The organism is Micromonospora sp. NPDC049891, assembly GCF_040660295.1.
In the GTDB taxonomy this organism is placed as follows: Bacteria; Actinomycetota; Actinomycetes; order Mycobacteriales; family Micromonosporaceae; genus Micromonospora.
In genome coordinates this window covers 114299-133205 of record NZ_JBFAML010000005.1, presented here as the reverse complement: position 1 = coordinate 133205, position 18907 = coordinate 114299, and the positions used below count along the sequence as shown (strand labels likewise).

General features: G+C 71.0%; 14 protein-coding genes. 8 read left to right on the top strand and 6 right to left on the bottom strand.

Annotation, left to right across the window (positions count from 1 at the left end):
• The first annotated feature begins 387 nt into the window (after positions 1-387).
• From AB0I71_RS09285 to AB0I71_RS09265, 5 genes are all read left to right on the top strand, one after another.
• Entirely contained in the window at positions 388-2922 is a 2535-nt protein-coding gene (locus AB0I71_RS09285) for a nitrate- and nitrite sensing domain-containing protein (protein ID WP_357582913.1), read from the top strand.
• Positions 2912-3337, top strand: a complete 426-nt coding sequence (locus tag AB0I71_RS09280; RefSeq protein WP_357582739.1) for a roadblock/LC7 domain-containing protein — start codon at positions 2912-2914, stop codon at positions 3335-3337. The genes AB0I71_RS09285 and AB0I71_RS09280 overlap by 11 nt, the downstream gene beginning before the upstream one ends.
• Positions 3334-3771, top strand: coding sequence for a DUF742 domain-containing protein (locus AB0I71_RS09275; RefSeq protein ID WP_357582738.1), 438 nt, complete (start codon positions 3334-3336; stop codon positions 3769-3771). The genes AB0I71_RS09280 and AB0I71_RS09275 overlap by 4 nt, the downstream gene beginning before the upstream one ends.
• A gap of 19 nt (positions 3772-3790) precedes the next feature.
• Positions 3791-4354 (top strand): ATP/GTP-binding protein, encoded by a 564-nt coding sequence (locus tag AB0I71_RS09270; protein WP_357582911.1) that lies wholly within the window; start codon positions 3791-3793, stop codon positions 4352-4354.
• A gap of 91 nt (positions 4355-4445) precedes the next feature.
• Entirely contained in the window at positions 4446-5414 is a 969-nt protein-coding gene (locus tag AB0I71_RS09265) for an ABC transporter substrate-binding protein (protein WP_357582737.1), read from the top strand.
• A gap of 81 nt (positions 5415-5495) precedes the next feature.
• On the opposite strand, the gene AB0I71_RS09260 is transcribed toward AB0I71_RS09265, so the two are convergent.
• The 4 genes from AB0I71_RS09260 to AB0I71_RS09245 form a co-directional block, all read right to left on the bottom strand.
• On the bottom strand, positions 5496-6923 hold the full coding sequence (locus AB0I71_RS09260) for a permease prefix domain 1-containing protein (protein ID WP_357582736.1): 1428 nt from the start codon (positions 6921-6923) through the stop codon (positions 5496-5498).
• Complete coding sequence (locus AB0I71_RS09255) at positions 6920-7294, bottom strand: helix-turn-helix transcriptional regulator (RefSeq protein ID WP_357582735.1); 375 nt, start codon at positions 7292-7294, stop codon at positions 6920-6922. The genes AB0I71_RS09260 and AB0I71_RS09255 overlap by 4 nt, the downstream gene beginning before the upstream one ends.
• Before the next feature lie 152 nt (positions 7295-7446).
• A complete protein-coding gene (locus AB0I71_RS09250; RefSeq protein ID WP_357582734.1) occupies positions 7447-8907 on the bottom strand; it encodes a DEAD/DEAH box helicase in 1461 nt (486 codons plus the stop codon).
• Positions 8908-9072: 165 nt separating this feature from the next.
• Positions 9073-9294, bottom strand: a complete 222-nt coding sequence (locus AB0I71_RS09245; protein WP_099851929.1) for a hypothetical protein — start codon at positions 9292-9294, stop codon at positions 9073-9075.
• Between the two features lie 306 nt (positions 9295-9600).
• On the opposite strand from AB0I71_RS09245, the gene AB0I71_RS09240 reads away from it, so the two are divergent.
• On the top strand, positions 9601-15102 hold the full coding sequence (locus AB0I71_RS09240; RefSeq protein WP_357582733.1) for a biotin carboxylase N-terminal domain-containing protein: 5502 nt from the start codon (positions 9601-9603) through the stop codon (positions 15100-15102).
• A gap of 58 nt (positions 15103-15160) precedes the next feature.
• Complete coding sequence (locus AB0I71_RS09235; protein WP_357582732.1) at positions 15161-15631, top strand: SRPBCC family protein; 471 nt, start codon at positions 15161-15163, stop codon at positions 15629-15631.
• Between the two features lie 58 nt (positions 15632-15689).
• Here the strand turns inward: AB0I71_RS09235 and AB0I71_RS09230 are convergent, their stop codons facing one another.
• A complete protein-coding gene (locus AB0I71_RS09230) occupies positions 15690-17045 on the bottom strand; it encodes a hypothetical protein (RefSeq protein ID WP_357582731.1) in 1356 nt (451 codons plus the stop codon).
• Positions 17035-17631 (bottom strand): SigE family RNA polymerase sigma factor, encoded by a 597-nt coding sequence (locus AB0I71_RS09225; protein WP_357582730.1) that lies wholly within the window; start codon positions 17629-17631, stop codon positions 17035-17037. Before AB0I71_RS09225 ends, AB0I71_RS09230 begins: the two co-directional genes overlap by 11 nt.
• A 145-nt stretch (positions 17632-17776) precedes the next feature.
• On the opposite strand from AB0I71_RS09225, the gene AB0I71_RS09220 reads away from it, so the two are divergent.
• Entirely contained in the window at positions 17777-18844 is a 1068-nt protein-coding gene (locus AB0I71_RS09220; RefSeq protein WP_357582729.1) for a DUF2855 family protein, read from the top strand.
• The last annotated feature ends 63 nt before the right edge of the window (positions 18845-18907 follow it).

Here is an 18907-nt window from a genome sequence, read left to right as displayed (position 1 = left end):
CGTGGGCTCGACTCCGGCAGTGCGCGGCGTACCGCTCGCGGCCGTCGGAAAGCCGACTGTCGAATGTGGCCGAGTGTCGGAATGCTGCTTGCAAATTGCTGGAGAATTAGGGCCTGACTTTGCGAGCGGGACCGGATACTGTCACCCCGTTGTCGGGCCACGCGGGGATTGCCCGGACTGGTAGGCCCTCTGACCGACCTCTCGCACCCGCACCGCTCCAACCCCTTTGGACCGCCTGGTCCCATCTGATCTCCGCAGCACGGAGGCTTCGCGTTGAATGTGGTAGGACATCGGCGTAACCGCCGCCACGTCGACACCGTCACCGGGCTGGCCGGGCCGCAGCCCGCTCCGGCCGCCCCCACCGAGGACCGGGCCGTGCCCGCCGCTCTGGACCGGTCTCGACGAGGCTCCGGCCGGCGGTCGGCCCGGCCGGACAGCCGGCCGGGCGGGAGCATCCGCCGGCGGCTGGTCACCATCCTCGCGCTGCCCGGCCTCGCCGTTCTGCTCCTGCTCGGGTACGTGACGGTGGTCGAGGTCGCGGACTACCGATCGTCGACCGCGACGACCGAAGCGGTCGAGACCGCCCTCGCCGTGCAGGAACTGGTGCTCGAACTCCAGACCGAGCGTGGGCTCACCGCCGGGCTGCTCGGTGGGAACGTCGGTTTCCGGGCGGAGATTCCGCCGGCCCGGGAGCGGGTCGACGCCCGCCGGGCCGCGGTCGAGCAACGCGTCGGTGGCGACGGCGAGGTGGCGGAGCGGGTCCGCCGGGCCCTCGGTGGGCTCGACGGGCTCTCCGCGATCCGCCAGGCCGCCGACAGTCGCAGCGCCAACCGGGCCGGCACCTTCGAGTTCTTCACCGACCGGATCGCGACGCTCAACGGCATCGAGTTCGGCCTCGGTCAGGTCACCGACGGGGAGTTGCGCCGCAACGTCGCCGCGCTGGAGGCGCTGGCCCGGGTCACCGAGAGTGCCGCCCAGGAGCGCGCCTTCCTCAACGGTGTGTTCTCCGCCGGTGGCTTCAACGGCGAGGAATTCCTCCAGTTCGCCGCGATGCGGGCCGCCAAGCAGATCGCCTACGACGACTTCACCCGGCACGCCACCGATCGGCAACGCGAGGCTGGCGAATACGTCATGGACACCGGTGCCGCCCGCGAGGCGGCGTACTTCGAGCAGGTGGCGCTCGCGTCGGCCGACGGTCGGCGTCTGCAGGTCAACCCGCAGTCCTGGTGGTCGGCGCTGACCACGGTCCTCGACGACCTGCTGCAGATGCAGCGCTACGTGGGTTCGGAGATCCAGGCGCGGGCCGAGCAACGCCAGATCGAGGCGACCCAGCGCGTCGGTGCCCTCGCCGGCATCGTGTTGCTCTGCCTCGTCGGCGCGTTCCTGCTGCTGCTCGTCGCCTCCCGGTCGATCACCCGGCCGCTGGCCGGGCTCGCCGCCGAGGCGGACAACCTGGCCACCGAACGGTTGCCGGTGGCGGTCAGCCGGGCGCAGGCGCTCACCGGCGAGGACCTGCCCCGACCTCCCGAGCCGTTCCGGCCACCGGCCCGCGCCTCCGCCGAGATCCGTTCGGTGGCCACCGCCCTGGACCGGGTGCAGTCGGTGGCGTACCAGCTGGCGACCGAGCAGGCGATGCTGCGGCGCAACACGAGCGAGGCGCTGGCCAACCTGGGCCGGCGGAACCAGAACCTGCTCCGCCGGCAGCTCGGCTTCATCACCGAGCTGGAACGGCAGGAGTCTGACCCGACCGGGCTGGCCAACCTCTTCGAGCTGGACCACCTGGCCACTCGCATGCGACGCAACGCGGAGAGCCTGCTGGTTCTCGTCGGTGCCTCGGCACCCCGGCAGTGGTCGGCCGCGCTGCCGATCGCCGATGTCATCCGGGCGGCCATCTCGGAGGTCGAGGAGTACCGGCGGGTGACCCTGCGCCGGGTCGACGACGCGTACCTGACCGGCACCGTGGTCAGTGGCCTGGCCCATCTGCTCGCCGAGCTGATCGAGAACGGGCTCACCTTCTCGCCACCGGACTGCGACGTCGAGATCCAGGGTCGTCGTATCGGCGACGGCTACCTGATCGCCATCACCGACCAGGGCGTCGGCATGGAGGTCGGCGAGCTGGCGGTGGCGAACTCCCGGCTGCGTGGCGAGGACGACTTCCTGTTGGCGCCCACTCGCTATCTCGGCCACTACGTGGTCGGCCAACTGGCCCGCCAGTTGGGTGCGGACGTCCAGCTCGCCCCCTCGCCCGTCACCGGAGTCACAGCTCGGGTGGTCCTGCCGGCGGAGATGCTCGCCGTGCCCCCGGAGCTGCCGTCGCAGGTGATGTCCGGCATCTCCGCCCGGCCGGCGGAGGCGGCGGCGCCGGTGGCCGGCACCGTCGCATCCGTCCCGGCGGGTGAGCAGGTCGTGCCGGTGTCACCGGTCGGCTCTCAGCTGCCCGCCGGGCCGGCGGCCCCGGCTCCGGCCCTCGGCCGGCCTTCGGTGGAGTACGTCAGCGCAGCCGGCCCAACCGCCGATGCGGCGCCGCCGCCACCGGCCTTCCGCCGTCTCGGCTCCGGGGCGTACCCGCTTGTCGATTCGTCGCCCCGGGCGGCGGCGGCCCGGGCGGAGGCGGTCGGCGTGGGCGTGGCCGTCGACGAACCCGAGCGCACCGCCAACGGCCTGCGGAAGCGCCCGCCGCGGCAGCGTCGAACCGAGGCGGCCGGCACGGCCGGCACGACGCGAGCCGCGAAGCCGTCCCCGTCGGTGTCCGACTCGACAGGTGAGCGAGGCCAGGTCGTCAACGATTCGCCGGCCGAGGTGCGGGCCAGGTTGACCGCACTACGCGCCGGAGTGTCGCGAGCCGAGTCCGCGACGGCGGAACCGGCCGCTGCCGTGACCGATGGTGTCAGCACTGAGCCCTGGAGGTCCGATGACCGTTGATACTCACACCGACCGGCACCAGTTCAACTGGCTGCTGGCCAACTTCGTCCGGCAGACCGACGGGGTCCGTGACGCGGTCGCGGTCTCCTCGGACGGGCTACTGGTCGCCGCGTCGGACGGGCTGGACCGAACCGAGGCCGACCATATGGCGGCGATCGTCTCCAGCATGGTCAGCCTGGCCCGCAGCGCCTCCCGCCGCTACGAGTTCGACGGGCTCAAGCTGATCATGATCGAGATGCGGCGGGGTTTCCTGCTCGTCTCGGCGATCAGCGGCGGTAGCTGCCTGGGCGTGCTCGCCGAGGGCGGCAGTGACCTGGGTCTGGTCGGCTACGAGATCTCGCTGCTGGCCGAGCGCTTCGGTCCGCTGCTGACCCCGGCGTTGATCTCCGAGTCGCGTCGGCATCTGGCGCGATGAGCGAGGTCGGGCCGCGGGTGCCGGATCCGAGGATGATCCCGTCCTGGCAGGTCGAGCCGCGACGTGAGCAGCAGCCGACCCTGCCCGCGCCGTCCAGCTCCGGCGGCTACGACGACGACCTGGTGGTCCGGCCGTTCCTGCTCACCGGCGGTCGGACCCAGCCGATCCAGGACGGGCTGCGGGTGGAGAGCCTGCTCTCCGCGCAACCGGCCGCCCTCTCCGCGCCGCTCCGCTTCGAGGCTCGGCGGATCGTGGAGATCTGTCAGCGACCAGCCTCGGTGGCCGAACTGGCCGTCGGGCTGGGGGTGCCGCTCGGGGTGGTGCGGGTCCTCGCTGCCGACCTCCTGGTCGACGGCTACCTCCGACGCGTCGAGCAGGGCGAGCTTTCCATTGAGATGATCGAGAGGATCAGGGACCGTGTTCGGGCGCTCTAGCCAGCAGCCGCTGGCGCCGATGGCCGTGAAGATCGTGATAAGCGGCGGGTTCGGTGTGGGTAAGACGACCTTCGTCGGTGCCATCTCGGAAATCGAGCCGCTGGTCACCGAGGCGGACATGACCGAGGCGTCGCTGGGCGTCGACGACGTACGCGGTGTCTGGGAGAAGACCACCACCACCGTGGCGCTGGACTTCGGGCGGATCAGCCTGGAGGAGACGCTGCTGCTCTACCTCTTCGGTACGCCGGGCCAGGACCGTTTCGCCTTTCTCTGGGACGACCTGGTTGACGGCGCGCTCGGCGCGGTGGTGCTTGTCGACACCCGCCGCATCGAGGACTCCTTCGCTGCCCTGGACTACTTCGAGGACCATCAGATCCCCTTCCTCCTCGCGATCAACAATTTCGACCACGCGCAGCGCTTCGACCACGAGGAGATACGCGAGGCGCTCGGTCTGGCGGCCACCGTGCCGGTCGTGGACTGCGACGCCCGGAGCCGCGAGTCGGTGAAGCAGGTGCTCGTGGCCCTCACCGAAGAGGTGCTGACGCAGCGACTCGGCCGCAGTGACCGCACCGTCGGGGTGTGACCGTCCGCGGCGGATGCGAGCCGCGATCGGATCGCCGCCGCGTGGACGGAGTGGGGTTAAACCTGTTGAGCGGAGAAGGAGAGGTAGGGACATGCGGAGCAGATCCGGCTGGATCAGGGCGTTGGCATTGGCGGCCACGGGTGTGCTGGTGCTCGCCGGCTGCGCCGCCGAGGTCCGGTCGAGCGTCGCGCCGCCCGGCGCAGCCCAGGTGCCGTGCGGTGACCTGCGCATCGCGGTCAACCCCTGGGTGGGATACGAGGCGAACGTGGCCGTGGTCAGCTACCTCGCCAAGAACCAGCTCGGCTGCACCGTCGAGGAGCGGGACATGACCGAGGAGGACGCCTGGACGGCGCTGGCCGCCGGTGAGATCGATGTGATTCTGGAGAACTGGGGCCACGACGACCTCAAGAAGCGCTACATCGACGACGAGAAGGTCGCCGTCGAGCACGGCATCACCGGCAACCGGGGCATCATCGGCTGGTACATCCCTCCGTGGATGGTCGACGCGTACCCGGGCATCACCGACTGGCGCAAGCTGAACGACTACGCCCACCTTTTCCGGACGCCGCAGTCCGATGGCAAGGGCCAGTTCCTCGCCGGCGATCCGTCCTATGTCACAAACGACGAGGCCCTGGTACGGAACCTGAAGCTCGACTTCAAGGTCGTCTTCGCGGGCAGTGAGGACGCCCTGATCGACCAGTTCCGCCGGGCGGAGGAGGAGCGCACACCGCTTATCGGCTACTTCTACGCGCCGCAGTGGTTCCTCTCCGAGGTGGAGCTGGTGCACATCAAGTTGCCGCCGTACACGCCGGGTTGCGACGCCGACCCGAAGAAAGTTGCCTGTGACTATCAGCCCTACGACCTGGACAAGGTGTTGAACCGGTCATTCGCCAACTCGGGCAGCACTGCGGTCACCCTGTTGCGCAACTTCCAGTGGACCAACGCCGACCAGAACACCGTTGCCAGCTACCTCACCAGCGGAATGTCGCGAGACGCGGCGGCGAAGCGCTGGTTGGACGCCAACCCCGAGGCCTGGGCGGACTGGCTGCCGGAACAGTGACAGCCGCGGGCCACCCGGTGTGCCGATCCGACCACCGGGTGGCCCGCGTCCCCTTCGCGTCAACGGTGCGTGGGAGTGCCTTCAGAGGTGGTTGAACAGCGGGGGGAAGAGCAGGACCACGATCCAGGCCCAGCCGGCGTACACCGGCAGGTAGCCGGTCTGCCAGCGTTCCAGGGCCGCGAACGGGGTACGGCGACGGACGAATCCCAGCATCAACCATGCCGACCAGGCGAGGTTGGCCAGCAGGATGACGTTCTCGCCGAGCGCTGCGGCCTTGTTCGGGGTGGTGCCGTACTCGGTGATGCGTTCGGTGATCGCCCACAGCACCAGCACGTCGATGATGAGCGCGCTGACCACGAGGGCGAGCTGCAACCTGTCGAACAGGCCGGGCGGGGCCAGCGGGTCGCGGGCCGAGATCGAGTAGAGCAGCAGTCCCAGCACGACGACAAGCAGCAGGTCGAACAGGATCAGGGCCTCCCGTTCGACGTTGATGCCGGTGGTGGTCCAGACCAGGGCGACCAGGAAGGCCAGCAACGCGGCGGTGAACAGCGGCGTGAACAGTCGGGTGAGCACCGGAGCGATGTTCTCGACGACGCTCTGTTTGGCCTCGACGAGCCAGCCGGCCACGACCACCGCGGCCACCACGCCGCAGGGCAGCAACCAGTGGGAGATGAAACCCTCCGGGTCGATCCCGATGGCCTGGAAGGTCCCGACCGTGAAGGCGGTCAGCACGCCGCCGCCAAGGGCGATGAGGACGAAGTAGACGAAGCATTCGCCGGTGAAGCGGATGAAGTCCATGCGTCGCCGCGAGGAGCGCAGGTCGTCGGAGACGTACGCCAGGCCGACCACGAACCACAGGGCGATGGGTAGATGGATGGTGGTCAGCACCAGCGACTGGGAGTCCTCCGAGAGGGAGTAGACGTTCGCGGCCACCGCGCCGAGCGCGAACAGGGCCACCATCACCCCGATCAGCGCTGTTCCGGCCCGCCGGCGCCAGGCCAGGTACGCGGCCAGCCAGGGCAGCGCGAACAGCGAGAAGTTGGGCGCGTAGAAGGCGCCGTCCTGTTGGAAGCCCAGGCCGAACAACTCCGGCAGCTTGATCGACACCGCCGCGCCGACCGCACAGATGATCATCGCGACCAGGTCGCGCCGGGACCGGGTGTCCGTCTCCGGATCGTCGGTGCCGCCGGTCAGCACCAGTTGCTTCCACAGCCGCTCCGAGTGTTCCCGGGCGAACTCGCGGGACAGCTCGTCCAGGCCGCCGAGCCGTTTGACCGCGACCAGGAACGCCTCGTCGGGCCGTAGGCCGGCGGCGACGAGTTCGTCGACCGAGCCGCGAAGGTGGTCCTCCAGCTCCTCGGTGTCGGACTTCTGCAATTCGGGGCGGCGTCGTACGTAGTGACGCCACTGGGCGAACTGGGCCTCCAACCCGTCCTGGCCGGCTGACGCCGTGGTGCCGTCCGGATCGCCCGGCGCAGTCGTGCCCTCGGGGCCGCCTGGCGCGGTCATGCCAGGCCTCCGAGCGGAATCGCCGTCGAGCGCCGGACGTCGCCGGGATCGACCCAGACCGCCTTGAGGGCGTTGACCACGGTGTCCCACTGGCGTCGCTGTTCGGCCAGTTCCGCGAGGCCACTGTTGGTGATCCGGTAGTACTTGCGTCGCCGCTCCCCGGGTACCGACTGCCAGCTCGACTCCACGTGACCGAGCCGTTCGAGCCGGTGCAGCAGGGGATAGAGCAGCCCCTCGGTCCAGTCCAGTTCGCCGTCGGACAGCTCGTTGATCCGTCTGAGGATCGCGTACCCGTAGCTCTCCCCGTCGGCCAGGATGCCCAGCACCATCGGCGTCGCCGAGGCGGCGACGAGATCCTTGGTGACCTTCATGAGATCCTCCCACCACCAATACCTAGAACTATGAGGCATAGTAGTTCTAGGTATTTGGCGGACGCAAGGAAATGCCCGCCGGCATTGCCGGCGGGCTCTCGGAAGCGCTGTTCAGGACTGTTGGCGGGGGGCGTCCGGGGCGGCGGTGCCGCTCAGCGACCGCCGCCACGCGCGCCGGGCCGGGCCCGGGCGGAGAAGGCTGCCGCACCGGACCGGGCGGCACCGGACCGCGCCGAACTGGCCGGAGCGGACCGACCTGAGTTGGCCGGAGCGGATCGACCCGAGGTGGTCGGAGTGGACCGCGCCGAGGCGGCCTGAGCCGGCTTGCCGCCGCGTCGACCCCGACCCGCGGGTGCGGGCGACGCCTCCCGGCGGGCGGTGGTCGGCCGGGCGGCCGTCGCGACCGCCAGGGTCCGTTCCCCCGGAGCGAGTTCACGCAACAGCGCGTCCCCGGGACGCAGCCGGGTGGTGGTCGCCGCGATGCCGGCCTTGCGGGTCAGTTCCCGCACCTCGGGCGCCTGCGTGTCGGTCATCAGCGTGACGACTGTCCCGGCCGCGCCGGCCCGGGCGGTACGCCCAGAGCGGTGCAGGTACGCCTTGTGCTCCACGGGTGGATCGGCGTGCACGACGAGGGCCACGTCGTCGACGTGGATGCCCCGGGCCGCGATGTCGGTGGCCACAAGCGTCCGCACCGTACCGTCGGAGAACGCCTTGAGGTTCCTGGTCCGCGCACCCTGGGCCAGGTTGCCGTGCAGCTCCACCGCGGCCACGCCGGCCGCGACCAGCCGGCGGGTGAGGGTCTTGGCACCTCGCTTGGTGCGGGTGAACACCACGGTCCGCCCCGGCGCGGCGGTCAGGTCGACAAGCACCGCGAACCGGTCCTCGGCGTGCACGTGCAGCACGTGGTGCGTCATCGCGGCGACCGGCGACTTGGTCGAGTCGACGCTGTGCACCACCGGATCGGTGAGGAAACGCCGGACCAGCACGTCGACGCCGGAATCCAGGGTGGCGGAGAAGAGCAGCCGTTGCCCGCCACGCGGGGTCAGCTCCAGCAGCCGGCGTACGGTCGGCAGGAACCCGAGGTCGGCCATGTGGTCGGCCTCGTCGAGCACGCTGATCTCGACGGCGTCCAGGTGGGCGTGTCCGGCCTGCACGTGGTCGGCCAGCCGGCCCGGGCAGGCCACCAGGATGTCGACCCCGGCGCGCAGTCCGGTGATCTGCGGCCGGGCGGCGACGCCGCCGAACACGGTCATGGTGCGCAGCGACAGCGCCTGGGCCAGCGGTGCCATCACGCTGTCGATCTGGCTGGCCAACTCCCGGGTGGGCGCGAGGATGAGCGCCCGGGGGCGTCCGGGTCGGCGCGGGGTGGCGGTCGCGGCCAGCCGGGTGAGCACGGCCAGGACGAAGGCGTACGTCTTGCCCGAACCGGTGCGGCCCCGACCGAGCACGTCCCGACCGGCAAGTGCGTCGGGCAGCGTGGCGGCCTGGATCGGGAACGGCCGGTCCACCCCGGCCGTGGCCAGCACCCGGGTGAGTGCCTCAGGCACGCCCAGGTCGGCGAAGGTCGGGAGAGCGGGCGGGGTGGTCTGTTGCTGTGGGCGGCGTGCCGCCATGAAGGCTCCGAACGTCGAAGGGGACGTCCCACCCGGCGCTGCGGTGCCGGCCGTGGCCTGGCGCGTCGAAGGCGCGGGGCCTGGGACATCGAATCGGACCCGCGGTCAAGCGGATCGCACTGTCAGCCTACCCGACCGGCGGTGCGGAGGTTGCCTCGGCGAGGTTCAGGAGGGTGCCACGACCCGCCAGCGGCTCTGGCCGCCCATCCACGCCCCGGCCAGGATCTCCGCCGACTTGCGACCGGGACATGGGTAGATCTTCGAGCGGCCGGTGCCGCCGCCGGCCCGGGCCTCGACCTCCCACGATTCGCCGTCGGTGCGGATGTAGACGTCGCGACGCCCGCGCGGGGTGTGGTCGCCGTTCCACCAGTGACGCTCAACTCTCACCTGCTGACCGTATAGCACCAGGTCCGCGAGGGAAACGTTGATGATCTTGGCAGATGTCACCGACACGCAGGGTGTTTGTCGCTTCGACCGGGCGTGGTCGGGTGGCGGCCGTGGATGGTGACCCGGGCCACCCGGAGCCGGCACCGGAGGGTGGAGTTGGTGGGTCTCGACAAAATCCGTTGTCCGGAGGTGGCAGTTCCCACGTCTTCCTTACCCGCCGGTAGCCACGAAGGTTGGTTGAGCGGGACCCCCTGTCCGAGGGAGCGTCCCCTCCTGTCAGGGACGAATCTTCCGGAGGCCTGCTCGGTGTTCAGCCGCATCGCCATCGTCAACCGGGGAGAAGCCGCCATGCGGCTGATCCACGCTGTTCGCGAGCTCAACGCCGAGACCGACGCCCCACCGATCGAGACCGTCGCGCTCTACACCGAGGCGGAGCGCTCGGCCACCTTCGTGCGGGAGGCCGACCACAGCTACTGCCTCGGGCCCGCCTCGGCGCGACCGTACCTGGACCACCGGGTCCTGGAACGGGCACTGCACGAGACCGGCGCCGACGCGGCCTGGGTGGGCTGGGGCTTCGTGGCCGAGGACCCGGCCTTCGCCGAGCTGTGCGAGAAGAACGGCGTCACGTTCATCGGCCCCAGCCCGGAGGCGATGCGCAAGCTCGGCGACAAGATCGGTGCGAAGCTGATCGCCGAGGAGGTCGGTGTCCCGGTGGCACCGTGGAGCCGAGGCGCGGTGGAGAGCCTCGACGCGGCCCGGCGCGCGGCGGCCGAGATCGGCTATCCGCTGATGCTGAAGGCGACCGCGGGCGGGGGCGGTCGGGGCATCCGGGTGGTTCGCAGCGACACCGACCTGGCCGAGGCGTACGAGCGCACCAGCATGGAGGCGCAGCGCGCGTTCGGCAGTGGGGTGGTCTTCCTGGAGCGGCTGGTCACCGGTGCGCGGCACGTCGAGGTGCAGGTGATCGCCGACGGTCAGGGCACCGCCTGGGCGCTGGGCGTACGGGACTGCTCGGTGCAGCGACGCAACCAGAAGGTGATCGAGGAGTCCGCCTCGCCGGTGCTCTACGCGGAGCAGACCCGTGAGCTGAAGGAGGCGGCCGAGCGACTCGCGCTGGCCGTGGACTATCGCGGAGCGGGCACCGTCGAGTTCCTCTACCACCCAGGTGACCGGATGTTCGCCTTCCTTGAGGTCAACACCCGGTTGCAGGTGGAGCATCCGATCACCGAGGCCACCACCGACTTCGACCTGGTGAAGGCCCAGATCCAGGTGGCCGCCGGCGGCCGGCTCGGCGACCGGATCCCGGTCGAGGCGGGGCACGCCGTCGAGGCCCGGCTCAACGCCGAGGACGCCGACCGGGACTTCGCGCCGTCGCCCGGCCGGATCGTACGGCTGGTGCTGCCCAGTGGGCCCGGTGTACGGGTGGACACCGGGGTCAGCGAGGGTGACGTGATTCCCGCCGACTTCGACTCGATGATCGCGAAGATCATCGCGTACGGCCGCAGCCGCGACGAGGCGCTGAGCCGGCTGCGTCGCGCGGTCGCCGAGACCACGGTGATCATCGAGGGTGGCGCGAGCAACAAGAGCTTCCTGCTCGACCTGTTGGCACAGCCCGAGGTGATCGACGCGAGCGCCGACACGGGCTGGATCGACCGGGTCCGCGCCGAGGGCCGGCTGGTCTCCACCCGGCACTCCGGCGTCGCGCTGGCCGCCGCCGCCATCGAGGCGTACGAGGACGAGGCGCACGTCGAGCGGCAGCGGCTGCTCTCCACCGCGCACGGTGGCCGTCCCCAGGTCCAGCACGCCAGCGGCCGGCCGATCGACCTGAAGCTGCGGGGTGCGACCTACCGCGTCTCGGTCGCGCAGACCGGACCGCACCGGTTCCGGGTAGGCGTCGGCGAGGCGTCCACGATGGACGTCGAGCTGGAACGCTTCGACGAGCACAGCGGGCGGATCCTGGTCAACGGCCGGCGATTCCGGCTGGTCACCGACACCCACGGGCCCATCCACCTGGTCGAGGTGGACGGCGTCACGCACCGGGTCAGCCGGGACGAGGGCGGGGTGCTGCGCTCCCTGTCACCCGCGCTTGTCGTCGCGACCCCGCTCGCGGTGGGCGACGAGGTCGAGGCCGGCGCGCCGGTGCTGGTCCTGGAAAGCATGAAGATGGAGACCGTGCTGCGCGCCCCGTTCGCGGCGAAGGTGCGCGAGTGTCTGGTCTCCGTCGGCAGCCAGGTGGAGACCGGCGCGCCGCTGCTGCGCCTGGAACCGATCGGTGACGGGGCCGCCAGCGAGCCCGCCAAGTCCGCGGCCGTGGACCTGGAGCTGCCGCCCGAGCCGACCGGCCGGTCCGCCGGCGATCGCGTCGCACGTGGCATCGCCGACCTGCGCAGTCTGCTGCTCGGGTACGACCTGGACCCCCGCGACGAACGCCGAGCCCTCGCCGCCTACCTGGCCGCCCGGGAGGAACTGCCCCACCGGCCGCTGGAGGAGGAGGTCGAGCTGCTCCAGGTCTTCGCCGACCTGTCCGAGCTCAGCCGCAACCGTCCGGCCGGCGAGGAGACCAGGGCCGACACCCGGGTGCACAGCCCGCGCGAGTACTTCCACACCTACCTCCAGTGCCTGGACGTCGATCGGGCCGCGCTGCCGGAGACGTTCCGTCAGCGCCTCGCCCGGGTGCTCGCCCACTACGGCGTGGACGGCTTCGAACGCACCCCGGAGCTGGAGGAGGCGGTCTTCCGGATCTTCCTCGCGCAGCAGCGGGCGGCGGCCGACGTGAAGGTGATCGTCACCTTCCTGCAACGGTGGCTGACCGAGCCGCCGCCGGCCGAGAGCCTGCGCGAGCTGGTCGGTCAGGCGTTGGAACACCTGATCTTCGCCACCCAGCGTCGTTTCCCGGTGGTCGGTGACCTCGCCCGCAGCGTGGTGTTCCGCTGGGCGGCGCAGCCGATGCTGCGACGCAAGCGGGCCGAGGTGTACGCCGATGTCCGCAGCAACCTGCGCTACCTCGACCGCAACCCCGACGCGGTCGACCGCGCCGAGCGGATCGCGACGATGGTCGCCTCACCCGAGCCGCTGGTGCGGCTGCTCGCCCAGCGCATCGGCCGGCCGGGTGCCGATCACGGCCCGATGCTCGAGGTGCTCAGCCGCCGCTACTACGGCAACCGTGGCGCGAGCGAAGCCCGAGCCGTCGAGGTGGCGGGGCAGTCGTTCTTCACGGCCGGCTACGACCGCGACGACGAACGCTTCCGGCTGGTCGCCGCGGCAACGGATTTCGACGGACTGCCGGCGACCCTGACGAAGGTCGCCGCGCTTGTCGGCGGCGAGGCGGCCGGCCCGACGGCTCCCGGCCGCGATCCAGCGCCGACGGTCGCCGACGTGTACCTGACCTGGGCCGACCAGCCCGACGTGGAGGCGATGGCCGCGACCCTGCGGGAGGTGCTCGACCAGGCCGGCCTGCTGGACGTGCTCCAGCGGGCGACGATCTCGGTGGCCGGGCGTAACGGCACCGAGATGCACCACCACTTCACCTTCCGGTCCGACCTCGGTGAGGACCGGGTGATCCGGGGCCTGCATCCGCTGATCGCCCAGCGTCTGCAACTGCCCCGGCTCCGCAACTTCGACCTGACCCGGCTCCCCTCGGCGGACGAGGAGGTGTACCTCTTCCACTGTGTCGCGCCGGACAATCCGGCCGACGAGCGGCTCGCCGCGATGGCCCAGGTACGCGACCTCACCCCGCTGCGCGACACCGAGGGCCGGATCCTGGCGCTGCCCGCGGTCGAGGGCGCGCTCGACGCCTGCCTCGACGCGATCCGCAAGGTGCAGGCGCAGCGCCCGGCGAAGAAGCGGTTCGACACCAACCGGATCACCCTCTTCGTCTGGCCGCCGAACGACCTCAGCATCGAGGAGCTGAACACCGTCGCCCAGCGGGTGCTGCCGATCACGGCGGACGCCGGGCTGGAGGAGGTGCTCTTCCTCGGCCGCCAGCGGGACGAGGACACCGGCGAGCTGATCGACATCGCGGTGCAGATCTCCTACGACGAGGGCATGCGGATCTCGGTCACCGAGCCGACGGCGGAGCTGATCCAACCGCTCGACGACTACCGGCAGAAGGTGCTGTCGGCTCGGCGACGCGGCACCACCTACCCGTACGAGCTGACCGAGATGCTTGCCGGCCGTGACGGCAGTTTCGTCGAGTACGACCTGGCCGACTCCGGCGAGCTGGTCCCGGTGCAGCGGCCGAAGGGACACAACCGGGCGGGCATCGTGGTCGGGGTGGCGAGCACGCCGACCGAGCGCTACCCGGAAGGTGTCACCCGGGTGGTGCTGCTCGGCGACCCGACCAGGGCGCTGGGCGCGCTGGCCGAGCCGGAGTGCGCCCGGGTGATCGCCGCGCTCGACCTGGCCGAGCGGATGCGCCTACCTGTCGACTGGTTCGCGTTGTCGGCCGGCGCGCGGATCTCGATGAGTTCGGGTACCGAGAACATGGACTGGGTGGCCGCCGCGCTCAAGCGGATCGTCGAGTTCACCCAGGCCGGCGGTGAGATCAACATCGTCGTCGCGGGGATCACCGTGGGTGCCCAGCCGTACTGGAACGCCGAAGCCACGATGCTCATGCACACCAGGGGCATCCTGGTGATGACCCCGGATTCGGCGATGGTGCTGACCGGCAAGCAGTCGCTGGACTTCTCCGGTGGGGTGTCCGCCGAGGACAACTTCGGCATCGGCGGCTACGACCGGGTGATGGGCCCCAACGGTCAGGCCCAGTACTGGGCGCCGGACCTGCGCGGTGCCCACCAGGTTCTGATGACGTACCACGACCACGCGTACGTGGCACCGGGGGAGACCCGACCACGCCGGGCGGTCACCACCGACCCGGTCGAGCGCGACATCTCCGACTACCCGCACGCGGTACCGGACAGTGACTTCACCACCGTCGGTGAGATCTTCTCGCGGGAACGTAACCCGGACCGCAAGAAGGCGTTCGACATCCGTACGCTGATGCGGGCCTTGGCCGACCAGGACCACGCGGTCCTGGAACGCTGGGCGGGCATGGCCGATGCCGAGACGGCTGTCGTGCAGGACGTGCACCTGGGCGGCATCCCGGTGTGCCTGCTCGGCATCGAGTCCCGTTCGGTGCCGCGACGCGGGTTCCCGCCCACCGACGGGCCGGACACCTACACCGCCGGCACGCTCTTCCCGCGCTCGTCCAAGAAGGCCGCCCGAGCGATAAACGCGGCAAGCGGGAACCGTCCGCTTGTGGTGCTGGCGAACCTCTCCGGCTTCGACGGCTCGCCGGAGTCGATGCGACAGTTGCAGCTGGAGTACGGCGCGGAGATCGGCCGGGCGATCGTCAACTTCGACGGACCTATCGTCTTCTGCGTGATCTCGCGGTACCACGGTGGTGCGTTCGTGGTCTTCTCCAAGGCCCTCAACCCGAACATGACGGTCCTCGCCGTGGAAGGTTCGTTCGCCTCCGTCATCGGCGGCGCGCCCGCAGCGGCCGTGGTGTTCGCCGGTGACGTCAACGCCCGTACGGCGAAGGATCCGAGGGTTGCCGAGCTGGAGGCGCGCGTCGCGGCGGCGACCGGCGGGCAGCGGGCGGCACTTGTGACGCAGCTGATGGACGTGCGCGCGTCGGTGCGGGCGGAGAAGCTGGCGGAGGTGGCCGCCGAGTTCGACGGCGTGCACAGCATCCAACGTGCGGTCGAGGTCGGCTCGGTGGACGCCATCGTCCGGCCCGAGGAGTTGCGCCCGCAGCTCATCGCGGCCGTCGAGCGCGGGCTGGAGAAGGCGGCCCGGCCGTCCTGACCGGTCGGGGACGCCGACGGCGGGACACCGTCCCGCCGTCGGCGTGCCACCATGGGGCGTGCCCGAGGACCGGAAGCCGCCCATCGCGTTCGAGACGACCTGCACCGTCGCGGCCCCGCCGGAGGTGGTGTACGCGCACCTGGCCGATCCGCGCAGCTACATCGGACTGTCGCCGCTGATCGTGGCGGTCGACGACGTGCGGCACGGTCACGACGCCGAGGGCCGGGCGGTCGCCGACTACCTCGCCGTCGAGCGGTTCCGGCTGGTCGGTCCGGTGCGCTGGGACAACCGCATCCGGGTCCGCCTGGTCTCGACGCCACCGCACGGCCCGCTGGTCAGCGAGGTGCGCAGCCCGGGCTGGGTGTCGCTGCGCGCGGTGGTCGAGCTGACTCCGGTACCGGCGGGCACCCGGGTCGACGAACGGGTCACCGCTCACGCACCGGCACCGCTGCGGCGCTTCGTGGCCGGTCAGGCCAGTCGCGTCGCGGCCTACCGGGCGGCCGAGCTGACCCGCCGCATGGCGGCGTAGCCGCATCGGGCCCCACCGTCGAGGCGCCCCCGCACCCTTCAGGTTCGGGGGCGACGCGTCACCAGGCCCAGACCGTCGGTTCAGCGAACTCGTATCTGTCGGCGGTGAGGTGCGGCGTGGCGACCGTGTGCAACGGCTGGTCCGCACTGTCGAGGACCCGCACCCCGGCGATCGTGCGACTGTCGATCTCGAAGACCCCGATCCCGCCAGTGAGCGGTCCCTCGGTCACCGTAGACCCCCGCGCGTCGATCAGCTCGGCGCGCGTCGCCGACTCCGGCCCGGCCACCAGCACGCCGGCAGTCTGGCCCGGCAACGGCACTGCGACAAGGTCGGCGCTCCCGAAGCCGGTGCGGTCAAAGGTCAGAACCGCTGACTCCGGTCCGGCAAGCGCGCGGGCGTCGGACTTGAGTAGTGCGGCACAGCCACCATCGGCCGAGCAGGACCTGACCAGGACGGCTTCCGGCGCGTCGGCAACCCTGGTGGGCAACCGACCGGTCCAGAGCACCTGGGGCGTCGAGCCGGCGAGTCCGTCGCCGTAAAGCATGTCGCGCAGTTCGCGAACGGCGGAGACGCTGAGGTCGGGGCGCGGGTCCGGAGGGACCGGCACGTTCGTCTGTAGGGCGATCCGGCCCGGACCCGCGTACCGCACGATCCCGTCGCAGGTGAACTGCCACCGTCCGCCCGGCATACCCGCCTGCACCACGTAACCGTCGTTGGTCTCCGGCTGCCAGGACCTGATGACGGATCCGTCCGGCTGGAGCCGACCGTCGTTCGAGGTCTCCACACGGCAACCGGCCGGTGCCAGGCCGACCGCGAGACCGTCGGGCTGGTCTGCGTCAACCCGGGAGTACCGTCCGAAGAAGAGGTACGGAGTCAACTCCTGCGGTTCGTCCGGTGTCCCGGTCTGGCCGAGCAACTCCGGCACGGAAGCACCTTCCGGGCCGGTGGCCTGGCGAATCAGTGCGTGCGAGTCGTCCAGGTAGGCCACCACCACCACGCGGGCCCCCGGCGCGTCGTGGGCGAACAGCACCCGCACCTCGTCCAACGACGGATCGACAAGGAGTTCGGCGCGGGCGGCCCGGTACTCCCGTTCGATGGTGGCGACAAGCGCCGTGTCGCCGGCCAGACTGCCCCGGGTGGGCGAGTCGAGCAGCCGCCGCACCATCGGATCGTCGATCGGACTCGCCGGCTGGTACGCCACCGTAGCCAGCGTGGACTCGTCGTTCCTCAGCAGGCCCACAAGGCCCACAGGCGGTATGGTCACCGCGGCCAGCACCAGGGCGGCCACACCCGTCACCGCCGTCTGTCGCCGCCGGCGTCGCCGCACGCGACGTAGCAACCGCTGGTACGGGTCGGGTTGCGGCACCACCGGTTCGGCGAGCCGGGCCAGCGCCTGCCTGATCTCATCGGCCATCGCTCAGGTCCCTCCTTCTCGACGCGTCCGGCACCGCGGCCAGCGAACCCTCTTCGACGTCCCGTGGTGGTGCCTGTCGTTCCGGCGTCGTCGGCCGGGGCGGTGCTGCCGGCAGTACCGCCCGTAGCCGGGCCAGTGCCCGTGAGGACTGGCTCTTGACCGTGCCCACCGAGCATCCGAGCGCGTCGGCGATCTGTGACTCGGTGAGGTCCTCCCAGTAGCGCAGCACCAGCACCGCGCGCATCCGGGGCGGCAGGCGATGCAGCGCGGCGAGCACCTCGTCGCGGGCCACGACATCGTCAGCCATGTCCCGGCCCGGCTCGGTCGGGGCGTGCCAGGAACCGGTGAAACCGGCGAGGAACTCCCGGGAACCGAACCGTCGCCACAGCCTGGTCCGCTCGTTCACCATGATCCGGCGGACGTACGCCATCGGTTCGTCCACCTGCCGCCACCGGCCCATCGCCCGCATCAGCGCGATCTGCACCAGATCCTCGGCCGCGTGCCGGGAACCGGTGAGCAGGTACGCGGTCCGGATCAGGTCCGTGTACCGGACCTCGACGAACTCGCGGAAGCCGTCATCGGTCACCTGCGCCCTCCAGCCCCGCCTGGGCATCGTTCATGACAGGAAGACCCCGACCCGCCAGGAAAGGTTGTGCGGTGCCGACGAGGAGTGGGATTTTGCACTACCAGTGCATCTTGTCTCGGTGGCCCTCGCTGCCTAGCGTCTCAGCATGGCTGCCTCCTGGACGTTCGCCGTGGCTCGTGTCGAGCTGAACCGCACCACCCTCGTGGAGAGTGCCGTGCCGGAGCTGTCCGGCGGCGAGGCGTTGTTGCGCGTGGACCGTGTCGGACTGACCGCCAACAACATCACCTACGCGGTGCTCGGCGACTCGATGCGGTACTGGGAGTTCTTCCCGCCCGACCGGCACGGGCTGGACGGGCGGTGGGGGCTGCCGCCGTTGTGGGGCTTCGCCGAGGTGGTCGCCTCGACCGTCGCCGGAGTCGAGGTGGGGCAGCGGGTGTACGGCTATCTCCCGCCCGCGGGCCACCTGGTGGTGCGGCCCTCCCGGGTGGACGGCTCCGGGTTCCGGGACTCCAGCGCCCACCGGGCCGAGCTGCCCTCGCCGTACAACGGGTACCGCTCGACAGTCGGTGACCCGGCGTACCGGGCCGACCAGGAGGATCTGCTGATCCTGTTCCGGCCGCTCTTCTTCACCTCCTTCATGTTGGCCGACCAGGTCGTCGACAACGACTGCTACGGCGCGACCTCGCTGGTGTTCTCGTCGGCGTCCAGCAAGACCGCGTACGCCGCCGCCGTCGAACTGCGCGGGCGTGGCCCACGCCTGGTCGGGCTCACCTCGCCCGGCAACCTCGGGTTCACCCGCTCGCTCGGCTGCTACGACGAGGTGCTGCCGTACGACGGGATCGCCGCCCTCGACCCGGTGCCGACCGCCTACCTCGACCTGTCCGGTGCGCCCGCGACCCGGGCCGCCCTGCGGCGGCACCTCGGCGACCGGCTGGTACGCGACATCGCGGTCGGCCTGACCAACCAGATCCCGAACGCCGACGCCGCCGGAGAGGTCTTCTTCGCCCCGGTACAGATGCGCAAACGCCGTCTCGACTGGGGCCGCGACGGGCTCGACCTGCGGTTCGCCGATGCCTGGCGGCGGTTCGCGGAGGTGGTGGGCGGCTGGCTCGACGTCCAGGTCGGCACCGGCCCGGCCGCGCTGGAGCACGCCTGGCTCGACGTCCTCGCGGGCCGTACGCCACCCCGGGTGGGACGGGTCGTCCAGTTCTGAGCGCGGGGAGCCGGTACCCCGGCCACACGGAGGATTGTGAGTGCGTTACCAGGTGGTAACGAT